Source organism: Lysinibacillus sp. GJ-1 (assembly GCF_021166035.1).
GTDB lineage: Bacteria > Bacillota > Bacilli > Bacillales_A > Planococcaceae > Lysinibacillus > Lysinibacillus sphaericus.
Map to the genome: position 1 here is coordinate 3,179,215 of NZ_CP088912.1, position 15,614 is coordinate 3,194,828.

Annotated in this window: 16 protein-coding genes and 2 pseudogenes; 6 read left to right on the plus strand and 12 right to left on the minus strand. The window is 36.2% G+C overall.

Going from position 1 to position 15,614, the window contains the following annotated elements:
• Positions 1–47 precede the first annotated feature (47 nt).
• From LO754_RS15785 to LO754_RS15795, 3 genes are all read left to right on the plus strand, one after another.
• The gene (locus LO754_RS15785; protein ID WP_231784764.1) at positions 48–788 is read left to right on the plus strand and encodes an FxLYD domain-containing protein; all 741 of its coding nucleotides are present in this window, start codon (positions 48–50) and stop codon (positions 786–788) included.
• Positions 789–940: 152 nt separating this feature from the next.
• Entirely contained in the window at positions 941–1,084 is a 144-nt protein-coding gene (locus LO754_RS15790; protein ID WP_231784765.1) for a hypothetical protein, read from the plus strand.
• Positions 1,085–1,318: 234 nt separating this feature from the next.
• Positions 1,319–1,513: a hypothetical protein gene (locus LO754_RS15795; RefSeq protein WP_025219653.1), complete on the plus strand. Its 195-nt coding sequence runs from the start codon at positions 1,319–1,321 to the stop codon at positions 1,511–1,513.
• A 22-nt stretch (positions 1,514–1,535) separates the two neighbouring features.
• Here LO754_RS15795 and LO754_RS15800 read toward each other — a convergent pair whose 3' ends face one another.
• Positions 1,536–1,895 carry a YhjD family protein gene (locus LO754_RS15800; RefSeq protein WP_231784766.1) on the minus strand — a complete coding sequence of 120 codons (360 nt, stop codon included), beginning with the start codon at positions 1,893–1,895 and terminating at the stop codon, positions 1,536–1,538.
• Entirely contained in the window at positions 1,892–2,113 is a 222-nt protein-coding gene (locus LO754_RS15805; RefSeq protein ID WP_231784767.1) for a WYL domain-containing protein, read from the minus strand. The genes LO754_RS15800 and LO754_RS15805 overlap by 4 nt, the downstream gene beginning before the upstream one ends.
• Before the next feature lie 683 nt (positions 2,114–2,796).
• On the opposite strand from LO754_RS15805, the gene LO754_RS15810 reads away from it, so the two are divergent.
• On the plus strand, positions 2,797–3,474 hold the full coding sequence (locus tag LO754_RS15810; protein ID WP_231784768.1) for a polymorphic toxin type 44 domain-containing protein: 678 nt from the start codon (positions 2,797–2,799) through the stop codon (positions 3,472–3,474).
• Between the two features lie 121 nt (positions 3,475–3,595).
• On the opposite strand, the gene LO754_RS15815 is transcribed toward LO754_RS15810, so the two are convergent.
• From LO754_RS15815 to gpr, 8 genes and pseudogenes are all read right to left on the minus strand, one after another.
• The gene (locus LO754_RS15815) at positions 3,596–4,270 is read right to left on the minus strand and encodes a M15 family metallopeptidase (RefSeq protein WP_231784769.1); all 675 of its coding nucleotides are present in this window, start codon (positions 4,268–4,270) and stop codon (positions 3,596–3,598) included.
• Positions 4,267–4,374, minus strand: a complete 108-nt coding sequence (locus tag LO754_RS23520; protein ID WP_255702580.1) for a phage holin family protein — start codon at positions 4,372–4,374, stop codon at positions 4,267–4,269. Before LO754_RS23520 ends, LO754_RS15815 begins: the two co-directional genes overlap by 4 nt.
• Positions 4,371–4,640, minus strand: a complete 270-nt coding sequence (locus LO754_RS15820) for a phage holin family protein (RefSeq protein ID WP_255702581.1) — start codon at positions 4,638–4,640, stop codon at positions 4,371–4,373. Before LO754_RS15820 ends, LO754_RS23520 begins: the two co-directional genes overlap by 4 nt.
• A 188-nt stretch (positions 4,641–4,828) precedes the next feature.
• On the minus strand, positions 4,829–6,655 hold the full coding sequence (gene lepA, locus LO754_RS15825; RefSeq protein ID WP_103976185.1) for a translation elongation factor 4: 1,827 nt from the start codon (positions 6,653–6,655) through the stop codon (positions 4,829–4,831).
• 319 nt (positions 6,656–6,974) lie between these two features.
• Entirely contained in the window at positions 6,975–7,826 is an 852-nt protein-coding gene (locus LO754_RS15830) for an excalibur calcium-binding domain-containing protein (RefSeq protein ID WP_231784770.1), read from the minus strand.
• 304 nt (positions 7,827–8,130) lie between these two features.
• Positions 8,131–10,015: pseudogene (locus tag LO754_RS15835) on the minus strand (acyltransferase family protein).
• Positions 10,016–10,634: 619 nt separating this feature from the next.
• A complete protein-coding gene (spoIIP, locus tag LO754_RS15840) occupies positions 10,635–11,513 on the minus strand; it encodes a stage II sporulation protein P (RefSeq protein ID WP_231784771.1) in 879 nt (292 codons plus the stop codon).
• A 51-nt stretch (positions 11,514–11,564) separates the two neighbouring features.
• The gene (gene gpr / locus LO754_RS15845; protein WP_024363080.1) at positions 11,565–12,581 is read right to left on the minus strand and encodes a GPR endopeptidase; all 1,017 of its coding nucleotides are present in this window, start codon (positions 12,579–12,581) and stop codon (positions 11,565–11,567) included.
• A gap of 163 nt (positions 12,582–12,744) precedes the next feature.
• On the opposite strand from gpr, the pseudogene rpsT reads away from it, so the two are divergent.
• Positions 12,745–12,992: pseudogene (gene rpsT, locus LO754_RS15850) on the plus strand (30S ribosomal protein S20).
• A 214-nt stretch (positions 12,993–13,206) separates the two neighbouring features.
• Here rpsT and LO754_RS15855 read toward each other — a convergent pair.
• Both LO754_RS15855 and holA read right to left on the minus strand, forming a co-directional pair.
• Positions 13,207–14,241 (minus strand): acyltransferase, encoded by a 1,035-nt coding sequence (locus LO754_RS15855; protein ID WP_024363082.1) that lies wholly within the window; start codon positions 14,239–14,241, stop codon positions 13,207–13,209.
• 57 nt (positions 14,242–14,298) lie between these two features.
• The gene (gene holA / locus LO754_RS15860) at positions 14,299–15,309 is read right to left on the minus strand and encodes a DNA polymerase III subunit delta (RefSeq protein ID WP_025220064.1); all 1,011 of its coding nucleotides are present in this window, start codon (positions 15,307–15,309) and stop codon (positions 14,299–14,301) included.
• A 165-nt stretch (positions 15,310–15,474) separates the two neighbouring features.
• On the opposite strand from holA, the gene LO754_RS15865 reads away from it, so the two are divergent.
• A complete protein-coding gene (locus LO754_RS15865) occupies positions 15,475–15,612 on the plus strand; it encodes a YqzM family protein (protein ID WP_024363084.1) in 138 nt (45 codons plus the stop codon).
• The last annotated feature ends 2 nt before the right edge of the window (positions 15,613–15,614 follow it).

A 15,614-nucleotide genomic window follows, 5' to 3' on the forward strand; every position in this document is an offset into this window, starting at 1 on the left:
TTCCTTCAAATTTCCTAGAATGGTAATATAGAGGGAGAAATATAAAAATGAAGAAAAAGTTAATTTTTAGTGCTGCATTAGTATTAAGTTTAGCATTAGCAGGCTGCGGAAGTGGTGGCAGCACAGCTAGTACAGGTGGAGATACAAGTAAACCAACTGAAACAAAAAAAGAAGCAGAAAAGGAGACAAAAACAGTTGCTGAAATCACTAAGCATACAGGAATCGCTTGGACTAATTCTATTGGTTCGGTTTATGTTCATTCTGCAGCCAGATTTGAAAATACAGGTGATACACCAGTAAAAGTCGGCGAAACACAAATGAATTATAAAGACAAAGATGGTGGTATGCTTGGTACATCCACAATGATTTACTCTGTTCCGAGTATCATAAAACCTGGTGAAACTGCTATTATAGCTGAATCAACAATATTAGATGGTGCACCAGCTGATGCATATAAGGAAACGTCATTTAATTTTAGTTTTGATAAAACTGAAGAAGATTCTAATCTTTTAGAAGTTAGTGGTACAAAAGGTATCGCAGGAGATTATGGATACAAGGTAACTGGTGTTGTCAAAAATATAACTAAAGAACAACAAGATGATGTACGTTTAGCTGCTGCTTTATTTGACGCAAACGGAGATTTGTTAGGAGCGTTAACTGGAAGTGTTGATGTAGGAATTGCGCCAGGTAGTGAAGCTGGTTTCGAATTGAGCTACCCTAAATTACCACCAGATGTTATAAGTAAAATTTCTACTATTGAAGTTAAATCTTATGGTTGGAGTTGGTAACGGCAATAAGATATATATTAGTCACTCAATCGAGTGGCTTTTTAATTTGTTTCAAAAACAATTTATTTCAAAAATAGTAAATAAATTCATAAAAACTATTGCAATTATATACCGTGGTATATAATAAAGATATAAGAAAGGAGGTGAACAAAGTGGATTATGATAAGATTTTAACTTATCTAATCGGAATATCAACAGTAATTAACTTACTCACTGGATCAGTTAAAAACATACACGATATGCGATTAAATAAGAAAAAGCGACGCACTCCCGCTAAGAAGAAACGTCGCAAATAGCAAGAAGGGGAAGAAATTCCCCTCTCTTCTTAAATCTTATCACATTCATCTAATTATGAAAAATATAACTTACGCTGTGGCATTTGCATTTGCTTTGTACATTTTAGTTTATTTGGTTGATTGGAAAGAGCCGAAATTCTACGACTACTCTATGATTGTGATGTACTCAATCTGTTTAATTCTATTAGCATTGAACATCGTTCTATACTTTATCAAGAAAAGAGGTAAATAATTATGACCGAGAAAAAAACAACAGACGCACAAAAAAGAGCTACTCAGGCATATCGCGAACGAAATAGAGAAAAGACACGTAAACAGTCCGCTAAAAGTGCAGCTAGGACTTACATTAATAAATATTGTGAGTTAGAAGATTTACACGAATTAAAAAAGCTAATCGAGGAACGAGAAAAGGAATTACAAGGTGAATAAACAAAAAAACCTAGGTACTCAATTAACTATGAGTGCCTGGGTCTTTATTTTGGTAGCTTAAAAATAATTTTTCAACCTGTGTTTTCAAAGCCATATTTGCATACGTTAATACTAAATCTTCGCCAGCTGTAGCAACGGTTAAATCACTAAAGTATTCATCTATCTTTTCCCATTTCACTACCCTAATTTTATCTTTAGCTAATAGCCTTTTAGAGTTGTAACATTCCTGTGTAATGTCATCTAAAAGCTTATCGAGTATTGGTAAGTATACATTGCTCATTTTAAGGTTTTCAATCACCTTGTAGTCACGTTGCAATGTCTGTACTGCCATATCGTAAATGACGTATTTATGAAGAAGTCGTCTTTGTTCAAAGCAAATCATACAACTGAACGCTCCTTGTGTATGATAGGAGCAACTGCTAAAACATTATTGATAGTAAAAGTACGCTTTGCTCGTCTTGTAAAACAATACGCTTGAAATGAATCATCAGTGATTTTTACAAGTTTTACTCTCCTCTTTGTAATCTCACCGCTTTTTGACATATACATCATGTTTACTATTTGATTACGTTGCATAGCTTTAGCCAGTTGTTCTTTCATCACAGTACACTCCTTCAATAAGAACATTCTTTTGTATTTACAACAGAACAATTGTTCTTATTTTTTGCAAGTGTAAAATATTGAGAAATAAAAAAAACCCAGGCTCAAAGTTAATTGAGTACCTGGGCTTAGTTACGTTGTTTACCATGACTATCGTTTTGAACAAAATTGGAACATACAATAATTAAAGTTACTCATCGTTTGGAGAAAAATTTAAGAAGTTTAAATTCTGTACATACATCAGCTTATTACCTAAAATAGGAAATATAGGACAAAGAGTTTTTATAGGAGGTAATTTTATGGTGACAAAAATTAATAGAATAGCATTTTACTTAAGTATTATATGTTTTTTACTAGCTATTGTCAGTATGTCTGTTAAGTTTTATGATACTAGTAGTTTCTGGTTAAACCAATATTTTATAATTCTCATACTCACAATTATTTCATTCGGCTTAAATCTATTTGGATTTAGTGGTGTTCGTAACAAAGTAGATTTCATTCGTAATATTATAACGTTAATAATTTCATCATTTTTAATTTTAATTATCAGTTATGTACTTTTTGCAGGACTATTATTTGGTTAAAATTACCACCTTTTTACTATACCAATTTGGTAAATTATGTAATACAATTTAATGGTAATCAATTGATTGATTACATAATTTAGGAAAAGGGGTTAGGAAATGAGAAAAAAAAGATTTTTTAAAAGTTTAACTTCAGCTCTTGCAATTACTTTTTGTATTGGTTTAGCAACAAATGCAAACGCGGAAGAAATTCAACCACTTGGTGATCCTGATAATGGCGGAGATATTACAACAGCATTCTCCTCTACAATGAAATCAAACGCTGCCTATATGGCACAATATGCCTTATATGACCTAGACAAAGGTACATATCCAGTTCTTACTGGAATGGAATTTGCTGGACGGGTTAAATCAGGTGGTGTATGGGATTACAAAGGGAAAGAGCCTTACAAATCAAAATATTTTAAATACGATGGAGCTACTTTAGTGGGTGAAGATATAGGAAATATGCATTATGGTTTTGTAGGACGTGGATCAGGTTTTGACCGCCAACTTCTAAGTACAGCAGCTGGAGCATATCAAATCTACAGTGGTACATCTCACTTAAAGTGGTATTCAACATACTTCGATGATCCAAAGGACCAAACTTGGATTACAAAAGGGATGAATTACTTCCGTGATGGATTACCAGCTAAGTTAGCTACTTTTGATGTTGAGACTATTGTTGATGAAGTTCAGTTCACAGCAGAACTTATAGATAGTCTACCTGAAGAAGAAAAGTTAGAAATTAAAGCAGAATTCGATAAAGATTATGCAGAGTATCAAGAATCACAATAACAAATAATGTAAATAACTAAAAAAAATCCTTTTCAACAAAAAGCTCAGGCTCAAAGTTAATTGAGTACCTGAGCTTTAGTGTTTTTATGATTAATTTCAACAAGCACTGTACTGATTTTAACTATTTTTTATTATTTCTTCGTTGTTGGATTGTAATGTATAAACCAATTAAACGATCCGTTGTCATTGTACCACTTTGTAAATCCTTTAAATGCGAAGCTTGTATAATACCATCCTTCACAGCCTGTGCAATAAAGTTTTCTGTTTCAGTTTTAATAGCTGGTGAACCTGGATTCCAATTTGTATTTGCCACTGTAATTTCCCCCTTCTTGTCTTCCACAATTAATTGGACTTTCAATTTGCTGTTACTTGGTACAATTACTTGTCCTTCTAATTTATAGCCTTTAGGCATCTTCCAATTTGCTTTTACTTCAAAGTGTGGACGGTCAATTGCTTTTGTCCATGTTCCGCCCCATTCAATACCTAGCTTTTTCGCGATGGCTCCTACTCGACTTAATGTAGTGACATCATACAATGATTGTGGAGGACCAACCGCAATATCCCATGCTAGACGTGATTTATGATTACTGTTTAATGTCCATGTAACAACTTTTCCTGGGCGCGTTCGTCCTTGTGCATACAGGTACTTTTGCCGCGCTTGTGAGCGATAAGTTTCAGTGACGAATATGTTCTTAATGCCCGCCTTGTAACACTCCTGAAATAGCAACCGGCAAGCTGTTTGTGCACCAGGTAAAAGCTCGGCTAAGTCTCGACATGTAGTAGTAACGCTTGTCATTTTGCATCATCCTTTTTTTCATCATTGTCAATTTGAAGTTGTGTAAAAGCGTTAGATAAAAACTTAGGCACCTTGATTCCTAACTTGCCAAGATTCTCAATCATACTGATTCCTTCCATACGATTAGGAAAAGAATCATGGCATTACGCATGAAGTTTCCACTTTCGGTGGCTAAGTCCAGTTGCACCGCAGCAATGACCATTAATATCATGGCAGTTTTTTTGAGTAAGCCCTTAAACGCCTTTTTACTCTCAATATTTTTATAGGCAAATCCCACCATCAAGCCCAGCACATAATCAATAGCCAAAAAAATAATAAAGGCTTTGATTAAATGGTCAACGCCGCCAACAAAATAAGCGACCCATGCCATGGAGCCGCCTACGATTGATATAGAGTGTGTCTATTTTTATCTGACACCTTCCTTTTTGTATAATAAAAGCCCTCCACAATCATCTGTGGAAGGCTCATTTTAATAACGGTGGCAAATCGGTGGCATCCTCCACCCAAAGGATATAAAATTACTAATTAATAACCTCTATAAAGGTTGTTATTTCAACGTTACTTCGTATCATCCATTTTCAATACAGCCATAAATGCTTCTTGTGGCACTTCGACTGAACCGACTTGTTTCATACGCTTTTTACCTTCTTTTTGTTTATCAAGAAGTTTACGTTTACGAGAAATATCCCCACCGTAACATTTTGCTAATACGTTTTTACGCATCGCTTTAATTGTCGAACGTGCGACAATTTTTTGACCGATTGCAGCTTGAATTGGTACTTCAAATTGTTGACGAGGAATTAATTCTTTAAGTTTTTCTACGATTACTTTTCCACGCTCGTAAGCAAAGTCACGGTGCACGATAAAGCTTAGTGCATCGACTTGCTCGGCATTTAATAGGATATCCATCTTCACTAGTTTTGACGGCTGATAACCGATTAGCTCATAATCAAATGATGCATAGCCTTTGGTATTTGATTTTAAATAATCGAAGAAGTCGTAGACAATTTCAGATAATGGCATTTCATAAATAATGCTGACACGTGACGTATCAATGTAATCCATCGTCATGAAATTACCACGTTTCAATTGGCAAAGCTCCATTACCGCACCAACATAATCATTCGGTACCATAATTGTCGCTTTCACATATGGTTCTTCAACACGGTCAATTTTTTGTGGGTCTGGCATAAAGGATGGATTGTCGACTTTAATGGACGTACCATCTGTCATATAAACATCGTAAATTACCGATGGTGCTGTTGTAATTAAATCAATGTTAAATTCACGTTCAATACGTTCTTGTATAATTTCCATATGAAGAAGCCCTAAGAAACCGCAACGGAAACCAAAACCAAGCGCTTGTGATGTTTCAGGTTCATATTGTAATGCAGAGTCATTTAACTCTAATTTTTCTAATGCATCACGTAAATCGTTATACTTAGCTGTATCGATTGGATATAATCCACAGTATACCATTGGATTTAAACGGCGATAACCTGCTAATGCCTCTGCTGCTGGACGATTAGCAAATGTAACAGTATCCCCCACTCGCGTATCACCAACATTTTTAATAGATGCTGTTAAGTAACCAACATCTCCAACCGTTAATTCACTTTGTGGCACACTTTTCGGAGTATGTACGCCAACTTCAATAACATCAAATTCTGCACCTGTCGCCATCATACGAATTTTATCGCCAGGTTTAACCGTACCATTCATAATTCGAATGGAAATAATAACACCTTTATAGGCATCATATACAGAGTCAAAAATAAGTGCTTGTAATGGTGCATCTGGATCGCCTGTTGGTGCAGGAACCTTTTCAACAATTTGTTCTAAAATATCTTCAATACCGATACCAGCCTTTGCGGAAGCTAATACCGCTTCTGAAGCATCTAAACCGATAACGTCTTCAACTTCTTGACGCACACGTTCTGGATCTGCTGCTGGTAAGTCGATTTTATTGATAACTGGCAAAATTTCTAAATCGTTATCAAGTGCTAAGTAAACGTTAGCCAATGTTTGTGCTTCGATGCCTTGTGCTGCATCCACAACTAAAATAGCGCCCTCACAAGCAGCTAAACTACGTGATACCTCATATGTGAAATCGACGTGTCCTGGTGTGTCGATTAAATGGAACGTATACACTTCGCCATCTTTGGCTTCATATTTTAATTGGACTGCATTTAACTTAATTGTTATGCCTCGCTCACGCTCTAAATCCATTGAGTCGAGTAGCTGTGCTTTCATTTCACGGGATGTCAGTGATTTCGTTTGCTCTAAAATACGGTCAGCAAGCGTTGATTTCCCGTGGTCAATATGTGCAATAATAGAGAAATTTCGTATGTTCTCTTGTCTTTTTAATCGTGCTTCTCGGTTCATCTCTTCCACTCCTAATTAAACTATAATGAATTATACTATGAACCACATACAAACCACAACATTAGAACGGGATAAATGCTGTTAAATCAATGGTTACTCTTATTTATGCTTGTTATTTTCTGCAATTCAATGCATCAAAAAGCACCCAATTCAGGCAATTAGGCCCAAAAAGGTGCTTTTCAAAAAGTACATAAAATATGACAAGTGTGTGTACAGGAAGCACTAAATAATTCAATAACTAACTATATAGTTAAAAAAGCACCTGCATGTTGGCAGGCGCTTTTTTAATTCTATTATTTGCTACTCAATTAAAGTAAAATTATCTTTCGCAAGCCCATCCATCTTTGTCTCGATCATGTTTAGGTGCATAAGCAGGGTGGTCAGCTCCTACACCATTTGGGTAATCTTTACGAAGCTCCGTACAATTTTTATAGGTTTTACTGCTATTTGAATTACTAGCATTTGAAGAGCCACTTGGTTTACTCGTTGTCGCGGCAGCTGGATTTTTTGAGCTTAAGTAAGTATCTACTACATAGCCCTCGTAATCATCAGTTGTTACGAACGACCAGCCAGCAATTGTAGAATGAACTGCTACTTCTTCATTTTTAGCTAGCTCCCCTACTTGAACACCTGAAGGGCTTGCAATATTTCTAACAATAAGACTGCTTGCTAGCACATATTTAGTCGTTGGCTGTGAATTGCTCATAAAATTAGTAGCAGCATAGCCAATAACATTACCGTACTGGACAAAGGACCAACCATCACCAACTGATCCGAAATCTTTGACAACCATTTTATTTTGTAATGTTGCAATCGTTTTACCTTTTAAAGATGGCGTTTCTTTTACAACCAACCCACTTTTCGAACTCGCAATTTTAATTGTGTATGGCGCATCATCAAGTGCATCTTCAATAATATAACCATCAATCATTTTATTTTCGTTATTTAAATACATTATACGAGAAAAATCATTATGTTCACTAATTGAAATAACAAATTTCCCCTTTTCCACAGTTCCAATTACTTTTGAATTAGTATCAGTTTTTTCATATACCTTTGATGAAGAGTCTGTTACTTTTACTTCTTTAAAAGTGCTAGCGTTTGCAATGTTGACATGGAATGCAATTGCTAACATTAGTGTCATTACTAATACAAGTGTTTTACTTTTCATTTTTTGAGTCTCCCTTTTTGTCATTTGCTATAAATAACCTTTTTATGTAATCCTTGAAAGTTCTTATCATAGGTGTCAATATTCTTGTACCGCTTTGGTAAATAGTGGATTCACTGTATCCATCAATCCCTTCTCCCACTAAATATTATACATAATTGGATTATAATTGGTATAAATATATTAAATTAGAATCAAATTATTTTTTCCGCATAAGAAAAAATCCCTGTTCTTTCATATAAAAAGACGAGTCACTCCATTAAGTGACTCGTCTCAGGGAGACTATCTAGCGACAGCAGGATGCTTATTAAACTTCATTCATACGAGCATCAATTGCTTGCTGAATTAGACTCGATAAAGCTTCTACCCCTTTTGGCTCCAAATGTACCCCGTCAGGTGCAAAATATTCGGGATGGTTTAAGGCTGTAGAATGCCAATCAATTAGCGTAATATTCTCACGTTCTTGCGCTTTATTCGCTAAAGCATTGTTTACTTTTGCTTCCCACGGACGTGGTACACGTGTGTTCACTAAGTATATTTCTGCTTGAGAAAAAGCACCAAGAAGCGTGTCAATTTGGTCATTTGTAAAGTATCCGTTTGTGCCAAGTTGAATAATGATAGCTTTATCAGGTTGATTAAAGCGGGCGTAACTAGGGATCAGTTTGACTGCTTGCGAAACTTGTCTCCCGATTTTTCCATCTATTGTAATGTTAGGGTAAAGCGTATGTAAACTTGTAGCAATATCAATCATAACAGAATCCCCGATAGCTAGTAGTTCTTTATACGGTCCTTTCTTCGCAATGTCACTTACATCATCTTTCTCCGTTTTTGACGTTGCTTCGTTATTATCAACAGGTGATTCTACTTGTTCATCTGTGGAATCTTGCTCTACTGTATCCTGATCTTTTGCAGAAGCATGTTGTCCACCATTTATTTTAATGTTTGTTGGGTAAGACTCCTTTGTGTCCTGTGGTGCTTCTCCTACTACCCCTGTTATACCAGTAAAAAACACGAGTAAGAAAAGTGGGATAACAGCAGTTGCAATTTTTCTTGCAATTGAAAAATCACGCCATTTGTTCGGATGGATGATTAAATATTGTCGGAAATATAATCGGAATCCTTTTTTACGAATAGGCATTTCAATAAAGCGATAAGATAATTCAGCGAGCAGTAATATGAGCAATAACTGTATAGTAACACGCCAATAGACAGGGTTTCCGATTTCATGAACAGGAGTACCTAACACAATAATAGGGTAATGCCAAAGATAGATTCCATACGATCTAGAACCAATCCAGCGAAGTGGCTTCCATGCAAGTAGTTTGCCTAAAAAACTAGCTGGATGACAAACACAGGCTATTAATAGCGCTGCATTTAGACAAAATAAGAACATACCACCTCTATATAAAAATGCTTGGTATTCATCTACGAATAAAATACTGACAATAAAAATACTAAAGGTAATGACACCTATGCTGTTAAGTTCATAAACATGCTTAGTAGAAAGCTTTTTCGTAGAAAGTCTTTTCATCGGCCAAACAAATGCTAACCAACAGCCTATTAACAATTCGAAGGAACGTGTATCTGTCCCATAATAAATTCGGCTTGGGTCAGCTCCTGGCTGATACAGAATGGCCATGAGAATTGCTGAACAAATTGCGCCAATGAAAATAATTGTTGAAAATTTACTTTGTTTTTTAAATAGAGCTAAACCAATCATCAATACACTAAATAACATAAAATTGTTCTTCAATCGCCAAAGACCATAAATTCTTCAATGGGGAAGGCGACCCGAAACTATCAAAATAGGAAAGTTTATGATAAATAAACCACCAATTACTAGAGTAGAAAAGGGAAGATAGCGCATCTCCACGCATAGTATTTAAAAGTTCTTTATGAAAAAACATGACCCACACAAAAGTGGTCATAATCATAACATAGGCAGCGGGCACTAGACGTCGAAAGCGACCAATCCAAAATCGTCGCAAACTGACTGTTAATTGATTCCCTTTCATCGGTAAAATGGTTGAAGTAATTAAATAACCTGATAAAACAAAAAAGATATCAACTCCGAGGAACCCTCCACAGGCCCATCGAAAGTTAAAATGGTAAGCAATGACTGCTAGTACTGCTAAAGCTCTTATCCCATCTAATCCTGGGATATAACGATGATTCAATGTCTTGCCTAACATACTGTTTCCTCCAATAAAATATAAAACGTCGTTCCCTTTATTAAGTTATTTACAAAATGTGAGTATATTGCCTAGCCTCTGCTCCTTTTCTACGCTTTATTCTTTACTTACTTATACTATTAAAGACGTATGAGCCACCTAAAAGGTTGATCATTTTCTTAAGCAAAAAAATTTTCCACGGTGGGATTTTGGTTATACCATGTTCATTCGTTTCTTAGCTACCATAGAGTATAAAAAATTACTATATTTCTTACAAATCATATGTATAAAACATCATTAAAGTCACTTTTATATTAAAAATTTGTAATGTTGCAACCAAACAACAAAAAAAGCATCTGCCCATAATGGAAGATGCTTTTGAAACGGTTTTTTTCATTGATGAACACAATCGAAAATCGCCCGATTCAATAAGGCGTATGAGCTGACTTGAAAAGTATAATGCAAGGTATCAACAATTGAAAGACCTAGTAAAAAATTTTTTTAGGTAATTCTCTCAATTGGCACCTTACATACCATTCATTACCCTTTATTGATAGCATCAAACTATTTTCTAAAGTGGACAGCGATGAAAAAATCGCTTGAACTTGAATAGGAAAAATTCAATATTGTTAATAACTGTTTAACTTTTAGATTCCGTTACAAAGGTTTTTGCAATTGCTTTTCCAATAACAGCAATTGTACGATTTAACTCATCTTCTGTATTATCGATGCCACCTAATTCAATTAAAATCATCTCTTTAGCTAAATCTTGATTGTAGCGACCATCTACATTATCACCACTTTTCGATATAACCCCTCTTGAAACCTTTGGCACAATGTCATTCATGGCAGCAGAAAGACTTTCTGCATAAGCCGTATTCCATCTGTAATTTTTATGTTCTGCGCCTACGACTATGGCAATACGTGCATACGATTGATTGTTGTGCATAGTAGTTGTCGCATTCCGTTTGGCCGAATCTCGATGCAAATCAATTATTAAATTATAGGATTGCTCTTGTAAACGATTAGATAAATAGGGACGTACTGTGTTATAAGCTTGTGGAAAAGTTTTGCCTTCCGATTTCATTACCTTCATCACATCAACATCTAATACATCCGTCTGGATACCGTTCATGCTAAAGTGCTTGGAAATGGCGCCTTGTAAGTTATAAATATTTGTTTTGTCATCATAAACGGCCACTTTTCCGCTAACTGCTTTTACTATCGGTTGATAGGCTTCTTGTGAATGTGTAAATAACAATAATACTTTAAATGGATCCTGCTCTTTTGTCGGCTCTGACGTCGATTTTGGTGTCGATTCTTCCGTCTGCTCTTTTGTCTTTTCTAGTTCACTTTCTTCTTCTAAATTAGTAGCGGCAAACACGACTTGTTTATCCTCTGGTTGTTTCATCGGAGTCGATGCTTGCTTGTTGAACGGAAGTTGCCCAGCAATGACTGGTAATACGAAAAAGAACAATAATAGACCAATTGACCATTGTAGTTTTTTTAGCAAAGTCACACCCTCCTCCCCTTATCGTATGGAGGGGATGTGTCTTTTAGAACGATGAATTTATAGCTCGTTTGCCCATTTTGTAAGCATAGTTGAAATGAGTGTTGCATAGCGATCTATCCAATAATCGGCTTCTTTCGGTGTGACCATTAACTGTGCATGTGAAGCAGCAAAAGTCTCTTCAAAAAGCTGTTGACGCTCCTCTTTTGACCATGTTGCCCATTCACCGAAAATGGGTGTAACGAGAGACATATCAAGTTCTTTATTAATATCTGGACGCCATGAAGATAATGATAATTTAGACGAAGGTTTTCCTCTCTCTGCAACTCGCGCTGCAATCGTGCGTAACATCACCTCTACAGCGTCAGCAATTAGCACAGGTGCATCAACAACTGTTGGAATCCCAATAGCCGTGACAGGGATACCAAGCATTTCTAAGGAAATTTCCTTGCGTTGATTGCCGACACCTGAACCTGGGTGAATCCCTGTATCGGTAAGTTGGATGGTTTTACATAAGCGGTCGCTTGCTCTTGTTGCAAGGGCATCTACGACGATGATGAGTTTTGGTTGTAGACGCTCAGCTAATGCTGCTACAAATTCACCTGTTTCATAGCCTGTTTGCCCTGTCACACCTGGTGCATACATGACAAATTTGTCATCGATTTTATCTAGACTATGCAAGTGATCGATAACATATGGTCCTATGGCATCCGGTGTTATCGTTCGATTGCCAAGCCCTATAATTAATATTTTGTCATCCTTCTGCCAAGAAATTGATTCATGTAACGTTTTAAAGTTTGCTAGCAAGGCTTTTTCAAGTTGTTCAAATCCATCCTCATCTTCTAATGTAAGCGTTGGTACAGAAAGGGTTATATATTTCCCTTCTTTTTTGCCTATTTGTTTCTTGCCTTCTGCGTTCACTTGGACATCGGTTATTTTCACGCGTCCTGCAGTGCGGTCTTCGATTTGAACCCCAGATGATTGTTCAAGTGTTTCTTTTTGTTCCTTCGTTTGATGTAAAACGACCTCTTCAGATTCATCAATTAAATCAGTCCGTTGCCAATTTAAATTTTGCATTCAGCTCACCTCAATTAGTAGTTTGTTCAAACTGTCAAGTAAATATTCTTTGCATTTATCTATTGCAATTTAGCCTAGCGTTTGTTAAAATGATTTTTGTTGTATTGACACAAGAAATCAATGAGAAGATATCATCTCGTACCTATTTTAGGAGGTGAAAGATATGCCAAACATTAAATCTGCGATTAAACGCGTAAAAGTTAACGAAAAAGCAAACGTTGCTAACTCTCAAGCTAAATCTGCAATGCGTACTACAGTGAAAAAGCTGAAAACGCTGTTGCTGCTAACGCTGAAAACGCACAAGAACTTTTACAAGCAGCTTACAAATCTTTAGATAAAGCAGCTTCAAAAGGACTTATCCACAAAAACGCGGCGGCTCGTAAAAAGTCTCGCCTAGCTAAAAAAGCGTAAGTGTTTATAAAGGATCAGTTTACTCTTCTTGAGTAACTGGTCTTTTTTCGTTTTTCAACAATTATAGGATTGCCCAATAAAAAATCCGCTATGCTTCTTCAAAAAAACATTAGGCCCCTAAAGGTGCTCCATGTCTTCCCCTCGGAAAGGCACAGCGGATTTTCTTTATCAGGAAAACAATTCACACTTGCTATTATGTATGAATCTTCCTTAACTAAATCACTCTTTTTAGATATGGTATTTTCTGCATAATCCACACAACTATTGTGGAAAGCACTAAAATAATGAGTACTTGTAATGGAATAGCAAATAGCGGTTTGACAAAAAGCTCATTTTCATCAAAAAAGTACGGGCGGACTTTATCTAAGATCATTGCATGTACTAAGTACACACCAAAACTTGTTTGCCCAACTAACTTAACAATTCTACTTGTCTCATAGCTTCCACTTGCCACTTTACGATTGACCCAATATTTCACAAAAACAAAGAGAGCGATACTCATCGCAATAACATTTGGACTAGAATAGGAAAAAGCATAGCTTGTAAATTGTCCTTGCTGCTCTGTTAAAACATTTGTACGTAGAATTGTTTCAAGTGCTCCAACTATCCCTAGCATGTAAATGCCCACACGCCATTTTTTCGATAGTTCAAATGTCGCTAAATAGTAGCCCAATATAAAGAAACCGATATACTCACTTAAAGGGAAAAATAATGTAAATTCATTACTCACAATATATGAATAATAACGGAAACCCCCATAAAATAATATCCAGAGAACAACCACATAGCCTATCATTTGTTTCGAGGCATGATTAACGAAAATATTAAAGACGGGCGCTAGTAAATAAATACCGATAAGCGCATAAAAATACCACAAATGATAGTATATCTGATTATTAAAAAACATGATTAGAAACTCTTTCAAAGAATACCCAGGATTCCACATATACGTTGCCCACGCATAATAGATTATTGACCAAGCAATAAAAGGTAGTAAAATTTTATTCGCACGTTTTTTAAAAAAAGTACGCAGCGATTCTTCTTTCCGCCCAAGTAACAGTGCCCCACTAATCATTAAAAAAATGGGCACACACCAGCGCGATAATGCATTATAAACAATGCCTGTTTGCCAGTCAAATAAAGTAATTTTGTCATAAAGCACGACATAAGGAGTCGCAGCATGTAAAAGTAATACGCCTAGAATTGCAATGGCTCTAAGGCTGTCCATGTACTGAATTCGTGTATGCACGTTCAAAAACCCCCCACGACATTATACAACCATTCATGCCCAACTAGTTAATCTTTTTTACAGTTGGCGTAGTAAAAATAGTTCTAAATATCGCTCGCGGTTTCCTCCTGCTGTTTTTAACTGTAAATCGACTTCTGCCAACTGATATAAAGCTTTCAGTAAACTTTCTTCAGATGGACGGTTGCGTTGCTCAACCATTAACTTGACACGATATGGGTGAATTTTTAAGTTTTTTGCAATTTGCTGTGGATGATAGCCCTTTTTCAGCAAATAAAACACATTCGACATCGTCCGAACATTCGAAGCAAGAAGCCCGACAAGCATAATCGGCTCCTGCTTTTGGCGCAATAAATCATGGTAAATCGACAATGCCGCTACAGGGTCATGTCCAAAATATGCGTTTAACATTTTAAAGGCATCCTGTTCTAACGTTTTTGCTACTAAATCTTCTACGAGCATCGTTGTTATTTCTCCGCCCTCACCTACATAGAGCGATAGCTTTTCCATTTCCATCTGTAGCTGCAGCATATTCGGTCCAACCATTGATACAAGCTGCTCAATAGCACTTTGTGTAATCGTATTGCCCTGTGCTTTCACAAGTCCTTGAATCCATACTGCTAAATCTTGTTCTTTCGGCGTTTCGGCTTGGACAATGAGCGCATGCTCTTTCATCATTTTTGTCACTTTTTTACGTTCATCTAGCTTTTCGTATGGTGCAATAAAAACTGTTACAGAAAAATCTGAAGGATTTGCAAGCCATGCCTCCAAACGTTTCACATCATGCTCGATTTTTTCTTTTCCCTTTTCAGTTGCCTTTAAAAACGATGCGTTTTTAGCAATCACCAGTTTACGCTCTGAAAAAAATGGAATCGTATCCGCTTCATCCATTACGACATCTACCGGTAATTCCTCTAAGTCAAAAGCCGTCATTTCAATTTCTTCTTCTGTGCCGAGGGCTTCCTTTAAACGTTTCACTGTTTCATCTATAAAATAGCTTTCTTCACCAATTATTAAGTATACAGGTGCAAGCTGACCTTTTTTTATATTGTTCCAAACCGTTGATATCATATTTTTACCTCCATCTAGCAATACTATTAGTATACATGATTTAGTTTCGGTTGTGACTTTGGGCTAAATTGTGTCGATTCCTTGCCACATTGGTAATTCGTCTTTTCGATATAGCTTTTATGAAAATGATGTCTTATAATAAATAACAGAATTGGAGGGATGACAATGAATCCATTTGAAGGTAAAAATATACAATGCAAACGTAACGATGCTATTGATTCTGGCGTTGGTTTCGGCGTATCTTTTGGGGTTTTCACTATTATGTTTATCATCGCAGTAATAGTAGACTACGCAGCAATGTAAGC